Here is a 21670-nt window from a genome sequence, read left to right on the forward strand (position 1 = left end):
TGTAGGAAGGGGAACGTGACGGATCGCTCTGCGGACGGCCCCGACGCCGTCGACACCCTGCCCCCGCCCGTGCTCATCGCTGTCGACGAGGCCAGCGGTATCGGGGTGCTCACCCTCGACCGCCCGGAGCAGCGCAACCCGCTGTCGGTGGAGACGATGCGCGAGGTCATCGCCGGTCTGACGGCGCTCACGGCCGACACGAAGGTGATCGTGGTCCGCGCGGAGGGACCGGTGTTCTCGGCCGGGCACGACCTGCGGCAGATGATCGGACGCACGCTCGACGAGGAGCGCGCGATCTTCGAGACGTGCAACGAGATGATGCGGACGGTGCAGTCGATCCCTCAGCCGGTGATCGCATCGGTGCAGGGCACGGCGCTCGCGGCGGGATGCCAGCTCGTCGCGGCGTGCGATCTCGCCGTCGCCGCCACCGACGCCCGCTTCGGCACCCCCGGTGTGCGGATCGGGCTGTTCTGCTCCACACCGATGGTCGCGGTCAGCCGCGCGATCGGACGCAAGCGGGCGCTGCAGATGTTGCTGACCGGCGACACGATCGACGCGCAGACCGCCGCCGACTGGGGTCTGGTGAACTACGTCGTCGAACCGGAGGCGCTGGAAACCGCGACCACCGAGCTCGCCCTGAAGATCGCAGGTTCGTCCCCCGCCACGATGCGGATCGGCAAGGAGGCGTTCTACCGTCAGATCGATCTGCCGCAGGAGACGGCCTATGCCGCGATGGCGGAGACGATGGCGTCGAACGCGATGATCGGCGACGCGCAGGAGGGGATGACGGCCTTCCTCGAGAAGCGCGCGCCGGTCTGGAAGGGTCGCTGATTTCGAGCGGTCATCAAGTCTGGACGAGATGGTTGGACGTCCTATAAAGTTCGCTGCATGACCCCCGATCCGCGTCAGAGCACCGTCGACGGCATCCTCCACCGCACTGCCGCGCGTCATCCCGCCCGCGTCGCACTCCGCTTCGGCGACCGGCAGTTCACCTACCGGGAACTCGACGACGCCGTCACCCGCGCCGCTGCGCACCTGCTCTCCTTGGGTCTGGTCAAGGGCGACCGTGTGGCCGCCTACGGCACCAACTCCGACGGCTACGCGATCGGATATCTCGCCGCTGCCCGCGCCGGCCTGGTGCACGTGCCGGTCAACTACGCGCTGCGCGGCGAGGAACTGTCGTACCTGCTCGGCCAGTCGGGCGCGAAGGCCGTGCTCGTCGACCCGGTGCTGCGGGAGAACCTCGACGCCGTCCTGGCCGACGTGCCGGCCGAGACCGTCGTCCCGCTCCGCGACGCCGACGACTCCCTGGTGGCGGTGGCGCAGGCGGGCGACGTGCCGACGCTCGACGTCGCGGTGGCCGACACCGACCTCGTCCAGCTCCTCTACACCTCGGGCACGACGTCGAAGCCCAAGGGCGCCATGATGACCCACCGGGCGCTCACCTTCGAGTACATGTCGTCGATCGAGGCGCTCGACCTGTCGGCCGGCGACGACCCGCTCGTGTGCATGCCCCTCTACCACTCCGCCGCGATGCACGTCTTCCTCATCCCGTATTTCGCGGTGGGCGCGACCGTACGGCTGCTGCCCGCCCCCGACGTCGCCGAGATCCTCCGGCTGGTGGAGGAGGAGCGCATCGGATCGCTGTTCCTCGCCCCGACCGTGTGGGTACCGCTGACCAACCATCCCGACCTCGACGAGCGTGACCTGTCGTCGCTGCGCAAGGCGCAGTACGGGGCGTCGATCATGCCGGTCACCGTCCTCGAGCGACTGCGCGGACGCTACCCGGAGCTCGGCTTCTACAACTGCTTCGGCCAATCCGAGATCGGCCCGCTCGCCACCGTTCTCCGTCCCGAGGAGCACGATGCGCGTCCAGCCTCGTGCGGCCGGGCCGTACTGTTCGTCGAGACCCGCGTCGTCGACGCCGACGGCAACGACGTCCCCGACGGTGAACCCGGCGAGATCCTGTACCGCTCACCGCAACTGTGCCTGGGCTATTGGGAGAACCCCGCCGCGACCGAGGAGGCCTTCCGCGACGGCTGGTTCCACTCCGGCGACCTCGTCACCCGCGATGCCGAGGGCTTCATCACCGTCGTCGACCGCATCAAGGACGTCATCAACACCGGTGGCATCCTCGTGGCCTCGCGCGAGGTCGAGGACGCGATCTACACACACCCGGCCGTCGCCGAGGCCGCGGTGATCGGTACTCCGGACGAGAAGTGGATCGAAGCGGTGACCGCGGTGGTCGTCCTCAAGGACGGTCACGAACTCGACGAGGTCACCTTGATCGACCATGTCAAACAGCGCCTCGCACCGTTCAAGGTGCCCAAGGCCGTTCGCTTCGCCGACGTCCTGCCGCGTAATCAGAGCGGCAAGCTCCTCAAGCGCGAACTGCGCGGATCCTGACCACTCTCCGAACCGACCACTGCGAAAAGGAAGCCGAGTTCGATGCCGAAGAAGCACGTCGCCTCCTGGTACGACGACGAGGTCTCTGCCGTCTACGAACTCGCGCGCGAGTTCTTCGATCGCGAGGTCATGGGTAAGGCCGAGAAGTGGGACTCGCAGCGCCGTATCGATCGTGAGGTGTGGCTCGAAGCCGGCAAACTCGGTCTGCTGTGCTGCTCGATCCCCGAGGAATACGGCGGTGGCGGCGGCACCTTCGCGCACGACCTCGCGGTGTTCGATGCGCAGGGTTACTCCGGCGACCTCGCGTTCGGCAACTCCGTGCACAGCGGCATCGTGGCGCACTACATCCTCGAATACGGCAACGAGGAGCAGAAGAAGGCGTGGCTGCCGGGCATGGCCACCGGCGAGATCCTCGGCGCCATCGGCATGACCGAACCCGGCGCAGGGTCGGACCTCAAGGCCATCAAGACCACCGCGGTGCGCGACGGCGACCACTACGTCGTCAACGGCTCGAAGACCTTCATCACCAACGGTTCCTCGGCCGACGTCATCGTCCTCGCCGTCAAGACCGACCCGAAGGCCGGCGCCAAGGGCGTGTCGCTGCTCATCGTGGATCTCCGTGACGCCCCGGGCTTCTCGGTGGGCCGTGTGCTCGACAAGGTCGGCCAGCACGCCGCCGACACCTCCGAGCTGTCGTTCGTCGACGTGCGCGTGCCCGTGACGAACCTGCTCGGCGAATCCGAAGGTCTCGGCTTCGGTCAGCTCATGGCACAGCTCGTGCAGGAACGTCTGATCATCGGCGCGCAGGCCGCCGGTGCGATGGACCGGGCCGTCGAGGAGACCGTCCGCTATACCAAGGCGCGACAAGCGTTCGGGCACAGCCTGTTCGAGTTCCAGAACACGGCCTTCGAACTCGCCGAGTGTCGGACCGTCGCCCGCACCTGCCGCATCTTCCTCGACCACTGCATCGAGCAGCACCTGAGGGGTGAACTCGATCCGTCGGACGCCGCGATGGTCAAGTACTGGCTGACCGACAAGCAGTGCGAGGTCATCGACCGGTGCGTGCAGCTGCACGGCGGCTACGGCTACATGCGCGAATACCTCATCGCGCGGATGTACGAGGACGCCCGCGTCCAGCGGATCTACGCCGGGGCGAACGAGGTCATGAAGCAGATCATCGCGCGGGCGCTGTAGAGCGGGACGGGCCCTACCTCACCACGGGCGGCTGGTGGTGAGGTACTTCGCCATCTCCTGGCTCTGCGCGCGGTGCATGCGCCGGTGCTCCGCTCGCTCGTCACCGGACGCGTTGAGCTTGCGTTCCTCGTCGGACTCGGGCAGCACCGGCGGGACCTGCATGGTTCGTCCGCCGTCGTCGACGGCGACGAAGGTGAGGAAGGCGGTCGCGGCGATGCGTCGTTCACCGCTGCGCAGATCCTCTGCGGTGACCTTGACGAAGACCTCCATCGAGCTGCGTCCGGTCCAGGTCACGAACGACTCGAGGCACACCGAGTCCGACGGGCGAATGGGTTCGAGGAAGGCCACCGAGTCGGTCGACGCCGTCACGACCGAGGCACGACTGTGACGTGTCGCGGAGATCGACGCCGTCATGTCGATGTCGCTCATCAGCTTCCCGCCGAACAACGTGTTGTGGTCGTTGACATCGTTGGGAAATACCCTGCTGGTCTTGACGACTCGAGATTCTCGGCAAGGTTTGGCCTGCACGCGTGGTCCTTTCGTAGGTCGTGCTCGCGGCGGGATCTCCGCCGGAGGCACCGTGTCGAGCCTACGACCGCTGCTGCGCGGGAATCGACGCCGATCGGGTGTGATACTCGACAAGCCTGGACAGCATCGAGACGAGCAGCGCGCGTTCGTCCGCGTCGAGGGGAGCGAACGCCTCGTCCTGCGCCTCGGTGAGCATCCGGTCGAGATCGAACAACCGTCTCCGTCCGCGGCGGGGGAGGGTGATGATGTTGCGCCGCCGATCGGCGGGGTCGGAGGCGCGTTCGACGAACCGGCGGTCCACCAGTGCGTCGACGGTGGCCGCGACATCGCTGCGATCGAGCCCGCAGCGCCGGGCGAGGTCGACCTGGCTGGACGGGCCGTATTCCGCGAGGGCGGCCAGGATCCGGTAATGGTGACCTCGGGCATCGGCGGAGTCGAGGCGGTCGAACACGACGCGATGTACGTGTCGTGCCGCCTGGGTCATCAGATAGCTCGGAAGGTGTCCGAGCCGATCGGGGCCGGCCGCGTCGTGGGTGGCGGACATGGGGTCGAGTCTACGAGTACCGACCCGGCGGAGCGAGACCCCGTCACCGCCGCCGGTGGTCGGTGATCGGCGTGCGGGGTCCACGCTTCGGTACTCGCGCGTAGCCGCCGGACTCGACGATCAGTCGCACAGCCCGATAACGTTGGGGACGTAGAGGTTCGAGGTATTCGACCATGTCGGGATCGTCGAGAGGCCTGCCGAGCAGCGCCCATCCGACGACCTTCGCGAGGTGGTAGTCGCCGACGGAGAGCGCATCGGTGTCGCCGAACGCGCGCTGAGCCACCTCCGCGGCCGTCCACACGCCCACCCCCGGCACGACCCGCAGCTTCCGCCGGGCGGCGGCGGCCGGTTCGTGCGCGAGGCGCTCGAGAGAGTCGGCGAGCTGCGCGCACCGCACCACGGTCCGTGCGCGGCCGGGGTCGACGTTCGCCCGATGGAACTCCCACGACGGGACCGTTCGCCAGGCCGCCGCGGAGGGCGGCACGCGCATGCCCTCCGGTGCGGGTCCCGGCGCCGGATCGCCGAACCGGGTGACGAGGCGCCGCCACGACGCGAACGCCGCCACCCCGTGCACCCGTTGTTCCAGGATGGCGGGGACGAGAGATTCGAGCACCCGGCCGGTGCGGGGTATGCGCAGGGCGGGCATTCTCCGGTGCGCCTCGACGAGGGCGGGATGCTCGGGGGCGAAGGCCGACGGGTCGTCGTCGGCGCCGAGCAGGGCCGGCAGTCGTTCGGCCAGCTCGGCCGCTCCCGGTCCCCACGCCAGACACCGCGCGCCGTGCGGGCCGTCCTGGGTGAGCCGGTAGGTCACGGCTCCGGTGTCCATGCGGGAGGTGCGCCACACGGCGCCTGTGATGACGCGATGACACGGGTCCCACGGCCCGCGCTGGAGCGGCCGCAGGGTGCGCACCACGTCGACGGGCCACGGCACGCGCACGCGGGTGTCGAGGGACGCGTCGTCCACCACCCTCACGATGCGAGGGCCTCGCTCGTCGGACACGGTCACCGCACTACCGTACTCTGTGCGCTGGAGCCGACTTTCGCGACTCTGTGCGCTGGAGCCGACTTTCGTGGTGTCGGAGGGTGCGGCTATGGTCGGGCGCATGATCATCGTGAGCACCGACGGATCCTGCCTGCGCAATCCCGGCGGCGCCATCGGGTGGGCGTGGGTCAATCACGAGGGGCCCAGCGCGTCGGGCGGTGAGCGTTCGGGCACGAATCAGATCGCCGAGCTCCGGGCGGTGCTCGAGGCATTGCGGGCGCATCCCGGTGCCGAGCCGATGATCATCGAATCCGATTCGCAGTACGCGATCAAGTGCGCCTCCGAATGGCTGCCGGGATGGAAGCGCAAGGGGTGGAAGACGGCTACCGGCGCGCCGGTGAAGAATCTCGAACTCGTGCGCGCCATCGACCGCGAGCTCACCGATCGCACCGGACCGGTGCGGTTCCGCTGGGTGCGCGGCCACGTCGGCAACCACTTCAACGAGATGGCCGACACGCTCGCCGGGCAGGCCGCCCGTGAGATCGCGGCGCAGCCCGGACCGATCGAGGTGCCCAGCGCGCCCGTGGCCGCGCACAAGCCGCCGAAGCGCGCCGGCGACGCCGAATTGACCTTGTTCTGAGCGCAGTTCGGTTCAGCGTGCGTAGACCGCGGTGGGCCGACCGTTGATCGCGTGGACTGTTACGGGGGTGTCGAACACGTCGGTCAGGATCTCGTCCCGCATGATCTCGTCGCTCGTGCCGCCCGTCACGATCAGGCCGTCGCGCAACGCGATGATGTGATCGGAGTACGCGGCGGCGATGTTCACGTCGTGGATGACGAGCACGATCGTCTTGCCGAGCTCGTCCGCCGCCCGCCGCAGCTGACGCATCATCAGCACGGCGTGCTTCATGTCGAGATTGTTGAGCGGCTCGTCGAGCAGGACGTACTTGGTGTCCTGTGCCAGCACCATCGCCACGAAGGTGCGCTGCCGCTGGCCACCGGAGAGCTGGTCGAGGAAGCGGTCTGCGAGGTCGGTGAGGTTGAGGAACTCCATCGCCTCGTCGACGTGCCGTTCGTCTTCCGCCGTGAGCCGGCCCTGGCAGTGCGGGAACCGGCCGAAACCGACCAGTTCGCGGACCGTCAGGCGCGCGGTGATGTGGTTCTCCTGCCGCAGGATCGACAGATGCTTGGCCAGCTCCCGGGTCTTCGTGGAATGCACGTCGAGTCCGCCCACGGTGACGGTGCCCGTGGTGGGCTGGAGCAGACGGCCGATGATCGTCATGAGCGTGGACTTGCCGGCGCCGTTCGGTCCGATCAGCGAGGTGATGCCGCCCTCGCGGATCGTGCCGGAGACGGGTCCGAGGACCCGCTTGTCCCGGTACGACATCGAGACGTCGTGGAACTCGATCACAGCGTTCCCTTTCTCAGGAGCATGAACAGGAACAGGATGCCGCCCACGAACTCGATGATCACCGTGAGGAATCCGCCCGCGTAGAAGATGTGCTGCATGAAGAACTGGCCGAAGGCGAGGGTGATCACGCCCAGCAGGAACGCCATGGGCATCACGTACTGGTGCTTGTACGTCCCGGCGATCTGATAGGCGAGGGTCGCGATGAGGAATCCGAAGAAGGTCATCGGCCCTGCCAGCGCGGTCGCGAATGCCACGAGCAGCGCGATGAGGACGAGCATCAGCGTCAGCTCGCGTTTGTAGGCGACACCGATGTTGGTCGCGGTGTCGCGGCCGAGCAGCAGTGCGTCGAGGCGGTGGCGACGACGCCACAGGATCACCCCGACGACGATGCAGATGCCGAACGCGAGGGGCAGATAGTCGCCGGGCACAGACGACAAGCGGCCCATCAGCTCGACCGAGAGCATGTCGTATTCGGTGGGGGAGAGCACCCGCTGGACGAACGTCGACAGACTGTCGAAGGCCATGCCGAGCACGACGCCCACGAGCAGCATCAGGAACAGGCTGCCGAACCGGCCGGAGAACAACCAGCGGTAGAGCAGGGTCGCCAGCACCACCATGAGCGCGGTCTGCAGGACGAGCTTGGGGATGCCCTCGGAGGTCGCGATCGCGGTGGCTCCGAAGAAGAAGACCGTCAGCGTCTGCATCAGCGTGTACAGGGAGTCGAACCCGATGATGGACGGCGTCAGGATGCGGTTGTCGGTGACCGTGTGGAACACGACGGTTCCCATGCCGTGCGCGAACGCCGCGACCAGCATGGCGCCGAGAACCGTGAGGCGGCGCGGGAAGGTGAAGTCGAACGAGCCGCGGATGAACAGGAACAGATAGCACGCGACCGCGACGACGGCGATCATCGCGACGACGGCCAGGCGCACCCTCGGCGACAGGCGACGGCGCTCGCTCTTGCCGGTCGGGACGGCCCGTGCGCGCACGGAATCAAGCACTGACATGACGACGCTGCCTCAGAACGAGAGTGATGAAGACGGCGGCGCCGACGACGCCGAGGACGACGGACGCGGGAATCTCCATGGGGGCGACGATCGTGCGGCCGACGAGGTCGCACGCGAGAAGCAGTCCGGCGCCGACGACGGCGACCCAGGGCAAGTTCTTGTGCATGTCGTCGCCGAGCATCATCGACACGAGATTCGGCACGATCAGGCCGAGGAACGGGATGAAGCCGACCACGACGGTGGTGACGCCGGTGGCGACCGCGACGAGAGTGACCCCGAGGAAGACGACCTGCTCGTACTTCAGGCCCACATTGGTGGCGAGGTCCTTACCGAGACCGGCGATGGTGAACCGGTCGGCGAGAAGATAAGCGAGGACAGCGACCGCGAGCACCGCCCACAGTGGTTCGTAGAAGCCGCGCACGACGCTGCTGAAACCACCCGAACGCCACGCCGACATCGACTGCAGCAGGTCGAAGTTGCCGGCGAGGAAAGTGGTGATCGAGCCGACCACGGCACCGAGCATGATGCCGACGAGCGGCACGATGATCGACGACTTCAGGGCGATGCGGCGCAGGACTACGATGAACACCATCGTTCCGGCGAACGCGAAGATCACCGCGATCACCATCTTGACCATCGGCGACGCGTCGGGAACGACGATCAAGGTGGCGAGCAGGCCGAGACCGGCCCACTGCGCGGTGCCCGCGGTGGTCGGTTCGACGAACTTGTTCTGGGTGATCAATTGCATGATCACGCCCGAGATGCTCATCGCGACGGCCGCGAAGATCAGGGCGAGGGTTCGCGGCACGCGGGAGATGAAGAACATCTCGCGGGCCGCGGGGTCGTGGATCAGCGACTCGATGGTGATGTCGTAGCCGCCGACCATCAGGGACGCCACGGTCAGTGCCAGAACGACCACCGAGATCACCGGCAGCAGCATTGTGTTCTTCGTCATGGGACTCGGATCCGGAGAAGGGCGCTTACACACGCAGCCTGCCCCGGCCCGTGATCCGGGCCGGGGCAGGCTGCTGTGGAGCGTCGAACAACAGGGGACCTACTGTGCAGACCGGTTCGCGGTGTCGAAGGCATCGGCGATCTGCTGGAACGCCTCGGTGTAGGACTCGATGCCCTCACGTTTGTAGAAGTCGTTGTCCAGGTAGATGATCTGGTCCTTCGTGGCGAAGGTGGTGGCGGCGAATGCTTCCTGCGCGTCGATGACGGAGGCCGCCGGTTGCGGGGTTGCCTCGCCCGGAACGGCGACGGCGGAATCGCGGTCCAGCACGATCATCCAGTCGGGGTCGGCCTGCGCGACGGTCTCGGGAGCCAGGCCGGAATCGCCGTGGACGTCGCCGGCGTCCCCGGCGAACACGTCCTTCAGGTTCACGCCCTCGAGCAGGCGGCCGATGCGGCCCGAAGCGTTGTCGATCTTGCCGCCGGCGACGACGGCGAGGAAGACGCTCTCGCCGTTCGTGGCGGCCCGAGCGGCCTCGGTGGCGGCATCGAGCTCGGCGACGATCTCCTGGGATTCGGCTTCCTTCCCGAAGATCCGACCGAGGGTGAGGGTCTGATCCTTCAGTCCCTGGATGTAACCGCCCTCGGAGTCGTCCAGCGCGGAGACGTCGACGACGGGAGCGATCTTCGACAGTTCCCCGGTGAACTCGGCGAAGCGCGACCCGCCGATGATCAGGTCCGGCTCGGCTTCACTCACGAGCTCGAGCTTCGGCTCACGATGAGTGCCGACGTCGAGAATGGAGTCGTTCCGGCGCCACTCGTCGAAGCCCGTGTTGGGGAGGAGGGTCTTCGGCAGGGCGACAGGGGTGATGCCCCAGTCGCGCAGCATCTCGAACGACTTGTTGTCGAGGGCGACCACGCGCTCGGGGGCCACCGGAACTTCCATCTCACCGTTGTTGGTCTCGACGGTGACCGTCGCGCCGTTCCCGGATGCGGGCGCATCGGTGCCGCTGTTCCCGCATCCGGTGAGGACGAGCGCGCCGACGAGGGCCGGGGCGAACAGCATGCGTTTGAAATTCAGTTTCACGGTGTGACTCCGAGGGGCGGGGCGGCGTTGTGACGGAAGCCAGAACGCTCGAGGTTTGGTAAGGCAACGATCACATAGTATTGGTTAGCCAATCCTGCGTTGCCCTCGGGTCTCATGACGTGGATCGCCGGGAGGAAGCGTGGGATCGTCCGTTCCCCGGTGCCACGGATTCACGGGTACGGTCACGTCATGAACGAAGCCGAGCGGATCGCCGGGTTCCGTAGCGTTCACGGACTCGACCACCTCGTGGATGTCCACACGCATTTCATGCCCCGCCGGGTCATGGACAAGGTCTGGGCATACTTCGACTCCGCGGGGCCGCTCATCGGACGCCCGTGGCCGATCACCTACCGGCACGACGAGGAAGAGCGCGTCGCTCGGCTGCGCGAGTTCGGGGTAGCGCGGTTCACCGCGATGCTGTACCCGCACAAACCCGCGATGGCGGCATGGCTCAACTCGTGGGCGGCCGATTTCGCGTCACGCACCCCCGACTGTCTCCACACCGCCACCTTCTATCCCGAATCCGACGCGAAGGACTACGTCGCGTCGGCGCTCGAGGCGGGTGCACGTGTGTTCAAATCCCACATCCAGGTCGGCGACTATTCACCGCTCGACCCGCTCCTCCACGACGTGTGGGGTCTCCTCGAGGACTCGGGCGTGCCCATCGTCGTGCACTGCGGGTCGGGACCGGCGCCCGGTGCCCACACCGGCCCCGCACCCATGCACGAACTTCTGCGCCGGTTTCCACGGCTGACGGTGATCGTCGCGCACATGGGCATGCCCGAGTACCGCGAATTCCTCGATCTCGCCCAGCAGTACGAGCGGGTCTACCTCGATACGACGATGGCATTCACCGATTTCGTCGAGAAGGACACCCCGTTCCCGCCGGACCAGCTCCCCCGTCTCGACGCACTTCGGGAGAAGATCCTCCTGGGCAGCGACTTCCCGAACATCCCGTACGGCTACATCCACCAGCTCGAGGCGCTCGAACGCGTTGCCCCGGACAGCGAGTGGATTCGCGCGGTGTGCCGCGCGAATGCCACTGCACTGTTCGGGCTCGACGGGTGAGCGCGCGGGGTGGTGCCCCGCTCGCTCAGACGGAGATCGCGCGCCGGAGGATCTTGCCGGTCGCGTTGCGCGGGAGCAGATCCTGCGTGATCCGCCAGACGGTCGGGATCTTGTAGTAGGCCAACTGCTCGGCACAGAAGGACCGCAGCTCGTCCTCGCCGACGGTGCTGGTGGACCGCAGCACCACCACCGCTGCGACCTCCTGACCCAGATCGTCGTGTTCGACGCCGATCACGGCGCATTCCACGACGTCGGGATGTTCGTCGAGGCGCTGTTCGATCTCCGTCGGGTAGACGTTCTCCCCGCCGCGCAGGATCAGATCGGACCGTCGCCCGGTCAACCGCAGGCGGCCGTTCTCGACCGTGCCGTAATCCCCGGTGCGCAACCATCCGTCGGCGGTGATCGCGGCTGCGGTCGCGTCCGGGTCCTCCCAGTAGCCGAGCATCACGTAGGGGCTGCGGACGCACACCTCACCTTCGGTGCCGTCGGGTACCCGCTCACCGAACGGATCACGGATCTCCAGGCTCACCGTGATGATCGGGTTGCCGAGCGTGCCGGGGAACGCCTCGAGTTCGGGAGCCGTGGCCACGGCGATGGCCGTGCTGCATTCGGTCAGTCCGTAACTGTCCACCAGCGCCTGCTCCGCGAAGGGGAACTTCTCACGCAACCGCTGCTTCAGCGCGGGGGAGGACGGAGCCGACGCGAGCGCGAACGCCGTGAGCGAGGACAGGTCGTACCTGTCGGGGTTCTCGTGCTCGAGCATGCGCGCGGCCATGGTCGGCACAGCGCCCCAGTTGGTCACCTTCTCCCGCTCGATGAGGGTGAACACCTTGTCGACGTCGAATGCGCCTTCGGTCATGACGACGGCACTGCCCGTCGCCAGTCGCGGCACCGCCAGATTGTGCAGGCTGGCGATGTGGAACAGCGGCGAGACCAGCAGGTACCGGCTCTCGCTGGGCACCGAGTCGTCGTAGGGGCGCTGGTACATCCCCGCGACCAGCGCGTCCGAAAAACGGTGGTAGTCGACCACGGCGAGGACGTTGCGATGCGAATGCAGGGCACCCTTCGGGCGCCCGCTCGTCCCGCTGGTGAACAGGATGACCGCCGGATCGTCCTCGTCCACATCGGTGGACGGCAGTTCCGAGCCGGCCTTCTCGGACACGATCCGCGGCACGTCCTGCTCGATGGTGAGCAGCTCGTAGCCGGAGGCGTCGGCCGCGGCGAGAAGCTGGGCGCGCTTGGCGTCGGCGACGATCACCTTCGGCCCGGTGAGATCCACCCCGTAGGCGATCTCGGCCGGAGTCCACCACGAGTTGAGTCCCACCGCGATCGCGCCGAGGCACTGGGCCGCCCAGAAGGTGACGATCCATTCGGGCGAATTGGCGGCCAGGACGGCGACACGATCACCCTTGCGCACGCCGTAGTCGTCACGTAGCGCGGTGGCCAGTGCGGCGACCGCATCGGCGTGTTCGGTGAACGAGATCCGGCGATCGGCGGTGACGAGGTAGTCGCGATCGCCCCATCGCCGGGATTCGGCGACGAGGTCGCCGATCCGTCTGCCGCGGTTGCGCATCACCTGCATGCGGTTACCGCGTACGTCCTCGTCCACGAGCTCGAATCGGCCGCCGGGGCCGGTGAGTCGAAGAACGACATTCTGCAGCATCTGCTGCAGATCCGCTGGTGCTGTCAAGGATCTGCCTTTCTGGGGGTCCCGCACGTATCGGTCGCGCAGCAGGGTATACGCCGGAGCGCGGGGCATCTGCGCGGGTGACCGAGTGCACCGATCGTACGTGCTGTGTCGACTGTCACAAATCCGTCTCGGTGAGTGGGAGTGGCCCAGGTCTCACTCGGCGAGGTGGCTACCTTCGCGGCACCCGGCCTACAGTCCGGCGCCCCCTCATCGCGCCTCGGCCCAGACCGAGACGAAGGAGTACATCGTCGTGAAACTCAGTGCTGCATCGAAATCGATGGCGGGCCTGTTCGCCATCGTAGTGGCGACGTCCGCGTGTGCGTCGGACCGCGGTGCCGACCCGTCGGCCGGCGCGCTCGCTCCGGCAGGGGCCGGGGCCGCCGTGGCCGGCCAGTCGGCCGAGGCGTCGTTCGGAACGCTCGCCTCCCCCTGTGGTCCCGGGGAGGCGTCGGGGAACACCGATCAGGGGGTCAGCGACACCGAGATCCGCATCGGCTACGGCGACGATCGCGGTTTCGTCAAGAGTGCCGGCCTGAACAAGGAGATGGGTGACGCCGTCACCGCCATGATCGACTGGTGCAACGCGCAGGGCGGCATCAACGGCCGCACGATCGTCGGCACCAACTACGACGCCGCGATGACGCAGGCCAACGCCGTGATGCAGGACGCGTGTGCGAACCAGTTCATGATGGTCGGGCACGGCTTCGCCATGGATCAGACCTCCGAGCAGACCCGGGTCGCGTGCAATCTCGCCGCGGTTCCCGCCTTCACCGTGTCTCCCGATGCGGCCAACGGCCCGATGACCTATCAGGGCGTCCCGTTCCCGGTCGACTATGCGAACGGCTCGCAGTGGTTCCAGATCGCCGAGATGTACCCCGAGCTGCTCGGCGAGTTCGACGTCATCGACAGCACGATGCCCACGATCATCTCGGCGAGCACCAAGATCCGGTCCATCGCCAAGGCTGCCGGCTTCACGCTCAAGAACTGCGGTGTCACCCTCAACTACGAAGGGGAGTCGAGCTACGCGCCCTTCGCCGAGAAATTCAAGCAGTGCGGCGTCAAGGGCCTGTGGACCTCGCGTTCTCCGGTTCCGGCCGAGTTCAACTTCGTGAAGGCACTCGACCAGGCCGGCATCGATCCGATCCTGCTCGGAGAGGCCACCTGGTACGGCAACGCGGCCCAGGCCTGGAACGGTGAGAACGGCCTGCTCGACAATCTCCATGCCGGCATGACCTTCCAGATGATCGAGAACGCCGATGCCGTACCGGCCGTGAAGAAGTACGTCGAGCTCGTCACGAAGCAGAACGGCAAGACCGCGCTGCTCGGCATGCAGGCCACCTCCTCGTTCCTGCTGTGGGCGACCGCCGCGGACGCGTGCGGATCGGATCTGACCCGTCAGTGTGTCGTCGACGAACTCTCCCAGATCCACGAATGGGACGGCGGCGGGTTGCACGCGGTCACCGATCCCGGCAACAACATGCCCGCGACCTGCGGTCTCGTCGTGAAGCTCGAAGGCGCCGAGTACACCCAGGCGTTCCCGGCGGAGGCAGGCACCTTCAAGTGCGACGACCGCTACAGTGTCGCGACCGATCCCAGCACCTGGGGCACCGAGCTGGGGCCCGACCGCATCGCGACGAAATACCTGAATCCCAACGTCATTCGACCGACCGTCTGATCCGCGGGCCGGTGCCGGCGGACGTGACACACGTCCGCCGGCACCCCGACCAGAGGTACTCGCATGGACACCTTTCTGACCTTCACGATCGTGGGGTTGGTGCTCGGATCGGTTTACGCGATCGCTGCATCGGGCCTCGTTCTCACCTACAACACGTCCGGCATCTTCAACTTCGCGCACGGCGCGCAGGCGATGCTCGGGGCATTCGTCTACTGGCAACTGCGCTACGGCTGGGGTCTGCCCACGCCGGTCGCGTTGCTCATCGTCCTCGGCGTGCTCGGCCCGCTGACGGGTCTGTTGCTCTACGTCGTGATCATGCGTGGCATGCGCGACACCGCCGAGGTCACCAAGATCGTGGTCACGGTGTCGATCCTGCTCGGCATGCTCTCGATCTCTCACTGGTTCTGGCATCCCGAGACCGCCCGCACCATGTCGATGTTCTTCGGCGACCAGGCGAAGATCGAACTGTTCGGCGTCGCCGTCCGCTACCACGAGCTGATCTGCATCGGGGCCGCCGTGCTCATCGCCGTCGGGCTGCGCGTGATGTTCGTCCGCACACGCGCCGGTGTCGCGATGCGGGCCGTGGTCGACGATCCCGACCTGTTGCGTCTGAACGGACACGACCCCGACCGGCTTGCGGCGCTGTCCTGGATGATGGGTTCGACCCTCGCGGTGCTCGCCGGTGTCCTCGTGACACCGATCAGCGGTGGCACCCTCGAAGCGAACATGCTGACGTTGCTCGTCATCGACGCGTTCGCGGCAGCGATGTTCGGCCGGTTGCGCAGCATCCCGCGCACCTTCGCCGGCGCTCTGTTCCTCGGCCTGGCCGCCACCTACGTGCTGGCCTATTTCCCGACCGCGTGGACGTGGACGTCGAACCTGCGTGTGTCGCTACCGATGATCGCGCTGTTCGTCGTTCTCATCGTGCTGCCCCAGGATCGGTTGCGCGGTGCCGTGACCCGCACCCGTGAGCGGTACCACGTGCCGTCGGTGCGCAAGGCGATCGCCTGGGCGGTGGCCCTCGTCGTCATCGTCTACGCCGTCCGATTGCTGATGGTGACGTCGGCGATCACGACCCTGACGATCGGCATGACCTTCGCGATCATCGCGCTGTCGCTGACCCTCCTGACCGGCTACGCGGGCGAGATGAACCTGGCGCCGGTGTCGTTCGGGGCGATCGCGACGATCGTGGCATTCCATTTCGGTATCTCCGGAACCGGATTGGCCGCCCACCTGAACGTGTGGGGCGTGGCGCTCGGCGTCGCCGTCACCGCCGTCATCGGTGGACTCATCGCGCTGCCGGCGCTGCGGCTGCGCGGCCTGTATCTCGCTCTGGCCACGATGGCGTTCGGGGTGTTCCTGTCGAACATGGTGCTGCGCGACACCACCCGGCACGAATTGTTCGGTGTCGAGTTCTCGCTGTTCACCGACGGGAACATCGCGATCCCACCGCTGAAGGTCGGGCCCCTGGACCTGCGGAACGAGACGACCTTCCTCATGACGATGACGGTGCTCTTCGCTGTTCTCGGCGTGGGCGTGATCGCGTTGCGTAACAGCGGCTACGGGCGCCGGCTCGCGGCGATGAAGGACAGTCCCGCGGCGGCCGCGATGCTCGGCCAGAGCCTGGTGCGTCTCAAGTTCGGCGTGTTCACCCTGTCGGCGGGTATCGCCGGGCTGGGTGGGTTGTTCATGTCGAGCGCGATGGGTTCGGTGTCGAACGAGAGCTTCTCGATCATGGTGAGCCTGTCGGTGCTGATGCTCACCGTCGTGGCCGGCATCGGATACGTCTCCGGCGCGCTGTTCGGTGGTCTGATGTCGGGTATCGGTTTCGCCGTCATCATGGTGTCGTTCTCGAATCTTGCTGCAGAACAACCGGAACTGGCCGGAATGTGGACTTTCCTCGGGAACGTCGCCGCAGTGAGCCCCGCCCTCATCGGTATCGGGGTCGCAGCCAACCCGAGCGGCAGTGTCCATCAGATGGTCGAGGGTTACCGCGGGCTGAGGAACGCGAAACCCGTACTGGTCGGTGGAGCTGCGGTCGTGCTCGTGTCCTACCTGCTCGCGTTGACCGGCGTCCTCGACAACTGGTGGTTCGCGTCGATCACGATCGTGACGGTGTTCATGCTGCCGGTGATGGGGCAGTGGCTGATGCCCGAAGCAGTGCTCGGTGCCGAGGAAGCGCAGCGGCGCGCGCCGCTGATCCCCGAGCGGATCGGCGTCGACGAACCCTACGGTGCGCAGACGCGGGACGAGATCGATCGTGAACTCGGCATCGACGAGTATCTGTCGGCTCGTCCCACCGGGACGGAGAAGGAACTGATTTCCCATGGCTGAGACATCGATTCTGGAAACACGCGGTGTCACCGTGCGATTCGGAGGTCACGTCGCCGTCAAGGACGTGAGCATCGGAATCGCACCGGGAACCGTGACAGGGCTGATCGGGCCCAACGGGGCCGGGAAGACGACACTGTTCAACACGATCACCGGTTTGCAGCGGCCGACGGCCGGCAAGGTTTTTCTCGACGGCCGCGACATCACGTCGCTGCCGCCCTACAAGAGGGCCCGCATGGGCATGGCCCGCACGTTCCAGCGCCTCGAATTGTTCGTATCGCTGTCCGTGCGGGACAACCTCCGGGTGGCGGGTGACATCCACAACGCCAACGGCCACAACAAGGTCGATGTGGACGAGGAAGCCGACCGCCTGCTCGAACTGACCGGCCTGACCGACATCGCGGGGACCGACGTCTCGGACGTGCCCACCGGCCGCGCGCGCGTGGTGGAGGTGGCGCGGGCGCTGATGACGTCACCGCGCGTGCTGCTGCTCGACGAGCCCGCCTCCGGGCAGACCGAGCAGGAAACCGAGGCGTTCGCCGCACTGCTCGGCGATCTCGCGCAGGACGGTCTCGCGATATGCCTTGTCGAGCACGATATCCCGCTGGTGATGAAGATCTGTTCTCATATCCACGTGCTCGACTACGGCGCGGTGCTCGCGAGTGGTCTGCCGGAGGAGATCAGGAACGATCCGGCAGTGATCAACGCGTACATCGGCACCGAGGAGGAGGCGGTATGAGTAACGAACCGTTGCTCGAACTGTCCGGCGTCCGAGCCGGATACGGTGCGATCGAGGTGTTGCACGGCGTCGACCTGGTTCTCGAACCGGGAGCGGTGGTCGCTCTGCTCGGACCCAACGGCGGAGGCAAGACGACGACTTTGCGGGTGTGCTCGGGCATCCATCCCGTGTCGTCGGGAGAGTTCCGGTTGGCCGGTCGTGTCGTCAACGGTGTGTCCGCGGCGGAACTCGCACGTCTGGGAGTGTGTTCGATCCCCGAGGGCCGGGGAATCTTCCCGAACCTCACCGTGCGCGAGAATTTGTGGATCGGAACGGGTACCGGTGTTCCGCTCGCGGATCTCGAAGAGGTCGCGTACACCCGGTTCCCGGTGCTGGGTGAACGCCGCACGCAGTTGGCCGGTTCGATGTCGGGTGGCGAACAGCAGATGCTCGCCTTGTCGCGGGCACTCGGGACCCATCCGACGGTGCTGTTGCTGGACGAATTGTCGATGGGTCTGGCACCGCGCATCGTTTCCCAGATCTACGACATCGTCGGTGAGCTCGCCGCCGACGGCGTGTCAATTCTCGTCGCCGAGCAGTTTGCCAGGGCGGTCCTTCCCATCGCCACCAGTGCCGCCCTCATGTTGCAGGGCCGAGTGGTGCGCACGGGTGATCCGGCGGAAATCGAAGAAGAACTGTCCACCACCTATCTAGGAGGATGACCATGACCGCACTCGTCGACGAACGACGTGAGCAGTTCAAGAAAGATGTTGCGGCACTGGGGCTCGACGCTTCCCGCTCCGGTTCGGGCGGAAAGGCCCGGATCGTCGGCCTGATCCTGATGGTGGTCGGCGCCGTCGCGGTCTTCGTCGTCTACATCGCATCGCTGACACTGTCCGACGCGCGCGACCTGTTGTCCTACCAGCTGCTGGCGCTGGGATTCGTGGCGCTCACCGTGGCCGGGGCCGCCGTGTACCTCGCGGCTGCGGTGACGCGGGTCCTGAGTCTGTGGCTGGTCCGGCAGCTGCTCGAGAGCAGCGCGCAGGCGGACAGGATCGAGCAGGCGCTCGTCCGGAAGGGCTGACCCCGCCCCCTCGAGCCTGCTTGTGAGACGGCGACGGCCCACCCCGTCAGGGATGGGCCGTCGCCGTTCACGCTTCGGACGGATCAGCTTCCGGCTGCTTCGAGCCCGGCGGTGATGTCCGCGAGGATGTCGTCGATGTGCTCGATGCCCACGGCCAGTCGCACCAGGCCCGGAGTGACGCCGGCCGCGATCTGCTCCTCACCGGTGAGCTGCGAGTGGGTCGTCGACGCGGGGTGGATGACCAGCGAGCGGACGTCGCCGATGTTCGCGACGTGGCTGTGCAGGGTCAGCGCGTTGACGAACCGCTTGCCGGCGTCGATGCCGCCGGAGAGCTCGAACACCACGATCGCGCCGGCACCGCGCGGGGTGAGCTGCCGGGCGCGGTCGTACCACGGCGACGACTTCAGGCCGGCGTAGGCGACGGAGGTGACCTCCGGGCGTCCCTCGAGGAACTCGGCGACCTTCTGCGCGTTCTCCACATGCCGCTCGATCCGCAGGCTCAGCGTCTCGAGGCCCTGCGAGATGAGGAAGGCGTTGAACGGGGAGACCGCCGCGCCCATGTCGCGCAGCAGCTGCACACGCGCCTTGAGCGCGTAGGCCGGTGCGCCGAGGTCGGCGAAGACGACGCCGTGGTAGCTCGGGTCCGGGGTGGTGAAGCCGGCGTGGCGGCCCTGCGTCCAGTCGAACGTGCCGCCGTCGACGATGACACCGGCGATGGCCGTGCCGTGGCCGCCGAGGTACTTGGTGGCCGAGTGGACGACGATGTCGGCACCGTGCTCGAGCGGGCGCAGCAGGTAGGGGGTGGCGACCGTGTTGTCGACGATCAGCGGCAGCCCGTTCTCGTGGGCGACACCCGAGATGCCGGGCAGGTCGAGGATGTGGTTCTTCGGGTTGGCGATCGTCTCGCCGAAGAACGCACGGGTGTTGTCGCGGACGGCTTCACGCCACTGGTCGAGGTTGTCGGGATCCTCGACGAAGGTGACCTCGATGCCGAGCTTGGGCAGTGTGTAGTGGAACAGGTTGTAGGTGCCGCCGTAGAGATACGGGCTCGACACGATGTGGTCGCCGGCCTGCGCCAGGTTGAGGATCGCGAAGGTCTCGGCGGCCTGACCGGAGGCGAGCAGGAGGGCGGCGACGCCACCTTCGAGGGCGGCGATGCGCTGCTCGACCGCGTCCTGCGTCGGGTTCATGATGCGGGTGTAGATGTTGCCGGGCTCGGCGAGACCGAAGAGCGCCGCGGCGTGATCGGTGCTGTCGAAGGTGTAGCTGGTGGTCTGGTAGATGGGCAGGGCCCGGGCCTTCGTGTCGCCGCCGGCGGGCTGGCCCACGTGGATCTGCTTGGTCTCGAAGCTCCAGTTCGCGCTGGGGTCGATTGCTTCAGGGGTGGTGTCGCTCATGGCTCTGCTCCGGATTCGAGATGTGTTCTGATCGTCGACATGCTGACCTTCGGGCCCCGGGCACGACGCCGTCGGGTGGCGGCATCGAGGGGCAGGAACGGGTGCGGCGGTCAGCGGGCTCGGCACCCGCGAATACACGACAGGGGGGCACGACGGTGCGGCGACCGGCTCGCGCGCTCGTACGTCTTGCTCACGGTCCCGACAATATCCTGTCCACACGATTCCGACCAGAGTCGTAGGGATTCCCTCTCGCCGGGAAACCGACTCCGGAGTACCTACAGTCTGTGTGTACCCCTTCCGGTGTGACGGCTGTTACTGCTAACGTTTTGGAACAGATTCCAGTTTCATGAGGCGCGCAGGGTCGTGGCCAGGACTTTTGGAGGTGCAGTTGACCGCCGTCGACTCCGCGCTCGAGCCCGTCGGTACCTCGTCCAAGCGAGAACTCCCTCCATCGATGGTCGATCGGATGACGCTCATCCTCGAGGCCTTCGACAGTCGGGGCGCCCTCACTCTCGAAGAGGTCACCTGTCGCTCGGGGCTTCCCCGCTCGACCGTGCACCGTATCCTCGACCACCTCGTGCGTCGCGAGTGGATCGAGCACGCCTCCTTCGGCTACTGCCTCGGCCCGCGTGCCCTCGGCCTCGGCGGCAGCGACACCGGTCATCGCCGCATCAGGGAGGCTGCCGCACCGCACCTCCACGAACTCGCGATGCAGACCGGCGCCGTCGTCCATCTGACGGTGCTCGAAGGCGACGAGGTGCTCTACCTCGACAAGGTGGGTGGGCAGTTCGCCTCCACCGTGCCCTCACGGGTCGGTGGACGATTCCCCGCCTACGCCACCGCGGCCGGTAAATCCATTCTCGCGTGGCTCGAACCCGAACGCATCGATGCGCTCTACGGTAAGCAGCTCGTCCCGTGCACCGAGCGCACCATCCGCGATGAGGTCGCACTGCACCAGGAGCTCAACCGCATTCGCAAGCGGCGTGGCGTCGCGTTCGAGCGCGAGGAGGCCGCGCGGGGCATCGGATGTGTGGGTGTCGCCCTCCGCGGGGTCGACGGCCCTGTGGCCGCCCTGTCGCTCGCGGCAGACGCCCGCTCGACCCGTCTCGAATGGGTGGCACCGATCGTCGCCGACACGGCCCGGAAGATCACGCGCACCCTGTTCCCCGAGCAGGAGCGCGACGACAACCTGCCGGGTGCCACCGAGAAGGTGGGCTGACGTCCTTCCGGTTCCACCACGAATCCGGTTCACCTCGAACGACTGTGCGCAGTTCTCGTCGGAAGCCCTCGGGGGGCTCGGCGAGAACTGCGCACAGTGCGTTCTACGGCGGTATGCGCCTCAGAGCAGGTGGACCTTCTTGTAGAGGATCTTCGACGGTCCGCCGATGAGGCCGACGTTGTCGAGGAAGGTCATCAGCTTCGCTCCCGACTTGCGCACCTGGTCGTGATAGTGCTTGTTGCCCTTGGCCTCTCGCAGTGCCCGCTCGCGGTCGAGGCCCGCATTGGCGTACACGTCGGGGTGGATCATGCTCTTGACGACGAAGAAGACCACGAGCGCGGTGTTGAACCGCTCGAACGCGAGTCGCGCGCGACTCGC

The 21670-nt window shown here is 66.9% G+C and carries 21 protein-coding genes; 11 read left to right on the forward strand and 10 right to left on the reverse strand.

Annotated features, from left to right (window positions below; translation table 11 throughout):
• Window positions 1–15: 15 nt before the first annotated feature.
• Genes A8G18_RS13790 through A8G18_RS13800 form a run of 3 tightly spaced genes read left to right on the forward strand, consistent with a single transcriptional unit; the run spans window position 16 to window position 3600 of the window.
• A complete protein-coding gene (locus A8G18_RS13790; RefSeq protein WP_064064326.1) occupies window positions 16–831 on the forward strand; it encodes an enoyl-CoA hydratase in 816 nt (271 codons plus the stop codon).
• 57 nt (window positions 832–888) lie between these two features.
• Window positions 889–2406, forward strand: coding sequence for an acyl-CoA synthetase (locus A8G18_RS13795; protein ID WP_064064327.1), 1518 nt, complete (start codon window positions 889–891; stop codon window positions 2404–2406).
• A gap of 42 nt (window positions 2407–2448) precedes the next feature.
• Window positions 2449–3600, forward strand: a complete 1152-nt coding sequence (locus A8G18_RS13800; protein ID WP_064064328.1) for an acyl-CoA dehydrogenase family protein — start codon at window positions 2449–2451, stop codon at window positions 3598–3600.
• Between the two features lie 18 nt (window positions 3601–3618).
• Here A8G18_RS13800 and A8G18_RS13805 read toward each other — a convergent pair whose 3' ends face one another.
• From A8G18_RS13805 to A8G18_RS13815, 3 genes are read right to left on the reverse strand one after another with little or no spacing between them, the layout of a single operon-like run.
• The gene (locus A8G18_RS13805; RefSeq protein ID WP_342435209.1) at window positions 3619–4179 is read right to left on the reverse strand and encodes an acyl-CoA thioesterase; all 561 of its coding nucleotides are present in this window, start codon (window positions 4177–4179) and stop codon (window positions 3619–3621) included.
• A gap of 10 nt (window positions 4180–4189) precedes the next feature.
• The gene (locus A8G18_RS13810) at window positions 4190–4672 is read right to left on the reverse strand and encodes a MarR family winged helix-turn-helix transcriptional regulator (RefSeq protein WP_064064342.1); all 483 of its coding nucleotides are present in this window, start codon (window positions 4670–4672) and stop codon (window positions 4190–4192) included.
• 43 nt (window positions 4673–4715) lie between these two features.
• Complete coding sequence (locus A8G18_RS13815) at window positions 4716–5678, reverse strand: DNA-3-methyladenine glycosylase family protein (RefSeq protein ID WP_064064329.1); 963 nt, start codon at window positions 5676–5678, stop codon at window positions 4716–4718.
• A 97-nt stretch (window positions 5679–5775) separates the two neighbouring features.
• Between A8G18_RS13815 and A8G18_RS13820 the strand changes: the two genes are divergently transcribed.
• On the forward strand, window positions 5776–6294 hold the full coding sequence (locus A8G18_RS13820) for a ribonuclease H family protein (protein WP_026003645.1): 519 nt from the start codon (window positions 5776–5778) through the stop codon (window positions 6292–6294).
• A gap of 12 nt (window positions 6295–6306) precedes the next feature.
• On the opposite strand, the gene A8G18_RS13825 is transcribed toward A8G18_RS13820, so the two are convergent.
• The 4 genes from A8G18_RS13825 to A8G18_RS13840 form a co-directional block, all read right to left on the reverse strand.
• Window positions 6307–7065 (reverse strand): iron ABC transporter ATP-binding protein, encoded by a 759-nt coding sequence (locus tag A8G18_RS13825; protein WP_064064330.1) that lies wholly within the window; start codon window positions 7063–7065, stop codon window positions 6307–6309.
• Window positions 7062–8072 carry an iron chelate uptake ABC transporter family permease subunit gene (locus A8G18_RS13830; protein WP_242496618.1) on the reverse strand — a complete coding sequence of 337 codons (1011 nt, stop codon included), beginning with the start codon at window positions 8070–8072 and terminating at the stop codon, window positions 7062–7064. Before A8G18_RS13830 ends, A8G18_RS13825 begins: the two co-directional genes overlap by 4 nt.
• Window positions 8059–9027 carry an ABC transporter permease gene (locus tag A8G18_RS13835; RefSeq protein ID WP_064064331.1) on the reverse strand — a complete coding sequence of 323 codons (969 nt, stop codon included), beginning with the start codon at window positions 9025–9027 and terminating at the stop codon, window positions 8059–8061. Before A8G18_RS13835 ends, A8G18_RS13830 begins: the two co-directional genes overlap by 14 nt.
• A gap of 99 nt (window positions 9028–9126) precedes the next feature.
• Window positions 9127–10110 carry a siderophore ABC transporter substrate-binding protein gene (locus A8G18_RS13840; protein ID WP_084421797.1) on the reverse strand — a complete coding sequence of 328 codons (984 nt, stop codon included), beginning with the start codon at window positions 10108–10110 and terminating at the stop codon, window positions 9127–9129.
• 189 nt (window positions 10111–10299) lie between these two features.
• Here A8G18_RS13840 and A8G18_RS13845 point away from each other — a divergent pair, with 189 nt between their 5' ends.
• Window positions 10300–11178, forward strand: a complete 879-nt coding sequence (locus A8G18_RS13845; protein ID WP_064064332.1) for an amidohydrolase family protein — start codon at window positions 10300–10302, stop codon at window positions 11176–11178.
• Between the two features lie 25 nt (window positions 11179–11203).
• On the opposite strand, the gene casG is transcribed toward A8G18_RS13845, so the two are convergent.
• Window positions 11204–12868 (reverse strand): steroid-24-oyl-CoA synthetase, encoded by a 1665-nt coding sequence (casG, locus tag A8G18_RS13850; RefSeq protein ID WP_064064344.1) that lies wholly within the window; start codon window positions 12866–12868, stop codon window positions 11204–11206.
• Between the two features lie 277 nt (window positions 12869–13145).
• Here casG and A8G18_RS13855 point away from each other — a divergent pair, with 277 nt between their 5' ends.
• From A8G18_RS13855 to A8G18_RS13875, 5 genes are all read left to right on the forward strand, one after another.
• On the forward strand, window positions 13146–14543 hold the full coding sequence (locus tag A8G18_RS13855) for an ABC transporter substrate-binding protein (RefSeq protein WP_016934046.1): 1398 nt from the start codon (window positions 13146–13148) through the stop codon (window positions 14541–14543).
• Between the two features lie 63 nt (window positions 14544–14606).
• On the forward strand, window positions 14607–16877 hold the full coding sequence (locus tag A8G18_RS13860; RefSeq protein WP_064064333.1) for an ABC transporter permease: 2271 nt from the start codon (window positions 14607–14609) through the stop codon (window positions 16875–16877).
• Window positions 16870–17613 (forward strand): ABC transporter ATP-binding protein, encoded by a 744-nt coding sequence (locus A8G18_RS13865; RefSeq protein ID WP_064064334.1) that lies wholly within the window; start codon window positions 16870–16872, stop codon window positions 17611–17613. Before A8G18_RS13860 ends, A8G18_RS13865 begins: the two co-directional genes overlap by 8 nt.
• Window positions 17610–18314 (forward strand): ABC transporter ATP-binding protein, encoded by a 705-nt coding sequence (locus A8G18_RS13870; protein ID WP_064064335.1) that lies wholly within the window; start codon window positions 17610–17612, stop codon window positions 18312–18314. Before A8G18_RS13865 ends, A8G18_RS13870 begins: the two co-directional genes overlap by 4 nt.
• A complete protein-coding gene (locus tag A8G18_RS13875; protein ID WP_016934909.1) occupies window positions 18311–18676 on the forward strand; it encodes a hypothetical protein in 366 nt (121 codons plus the stop codon). Before A8G18_RS13870 ends, A8G18_RS13875 begins: the two co-directional genes overlap by 4 nt.
• Before the next feature lie 83 nt (window positions 18677–18759).
• Here the strand turns inward: A8G18_RS13875 and A8G18_RS13880 are convergent, their stop codons facing one another.
• Window positions 18760–20073 (reverse strand): bifunctional o-acetylhomoserine/o-acetylserine sulfhydrylase, encoded by a 1314-nt coding sequence (locus A8G18_RS13880; protein WP_064064336.1) that lies wholly within the window; start codon window positions 20071–20073, stop codon window positions 18760–18762.
• A 388-nt stretch (window positions 20074–20461) separates the two neighbouring features.
• On the opposite strand from A8G18_RS13880, the gene A8G18_RS13885 reads away from it, so the two are divergent.
• Complete coding sequence (locus A8G18_RS13885) at window positions 20462–21292, forward strand: IclR family transcriptional regulator (protein ID WP_371053899.1); 831 nt, start codon at window positions 20462–20464, stop codon at window positions 21290–21292.
• 120 nt (window positions 21293–21412) lie between these two features.
• Here the strand turns inward: A8G18_RS13885 and A8G18_RS13890 are convergent.
• A partial coding sequence (locus A8G18_RS13890) for a diiron oxygenase (protein WP_167352097.1) occupies window positions 21413–21670 on the reverse strand: 258 nt, incomplete at its 5' end.

The sequence above is a fragment of the Rhodococcus gordoniae genome, assembly GCF_001646655.1.
Taxonomy (GTDB): Bacteria; Actinomycetota; Actinomycetes; order Mycobacteriales; family Mycobacteriaceae; genus Rhodococcus; species Rhodococcus gordoniae.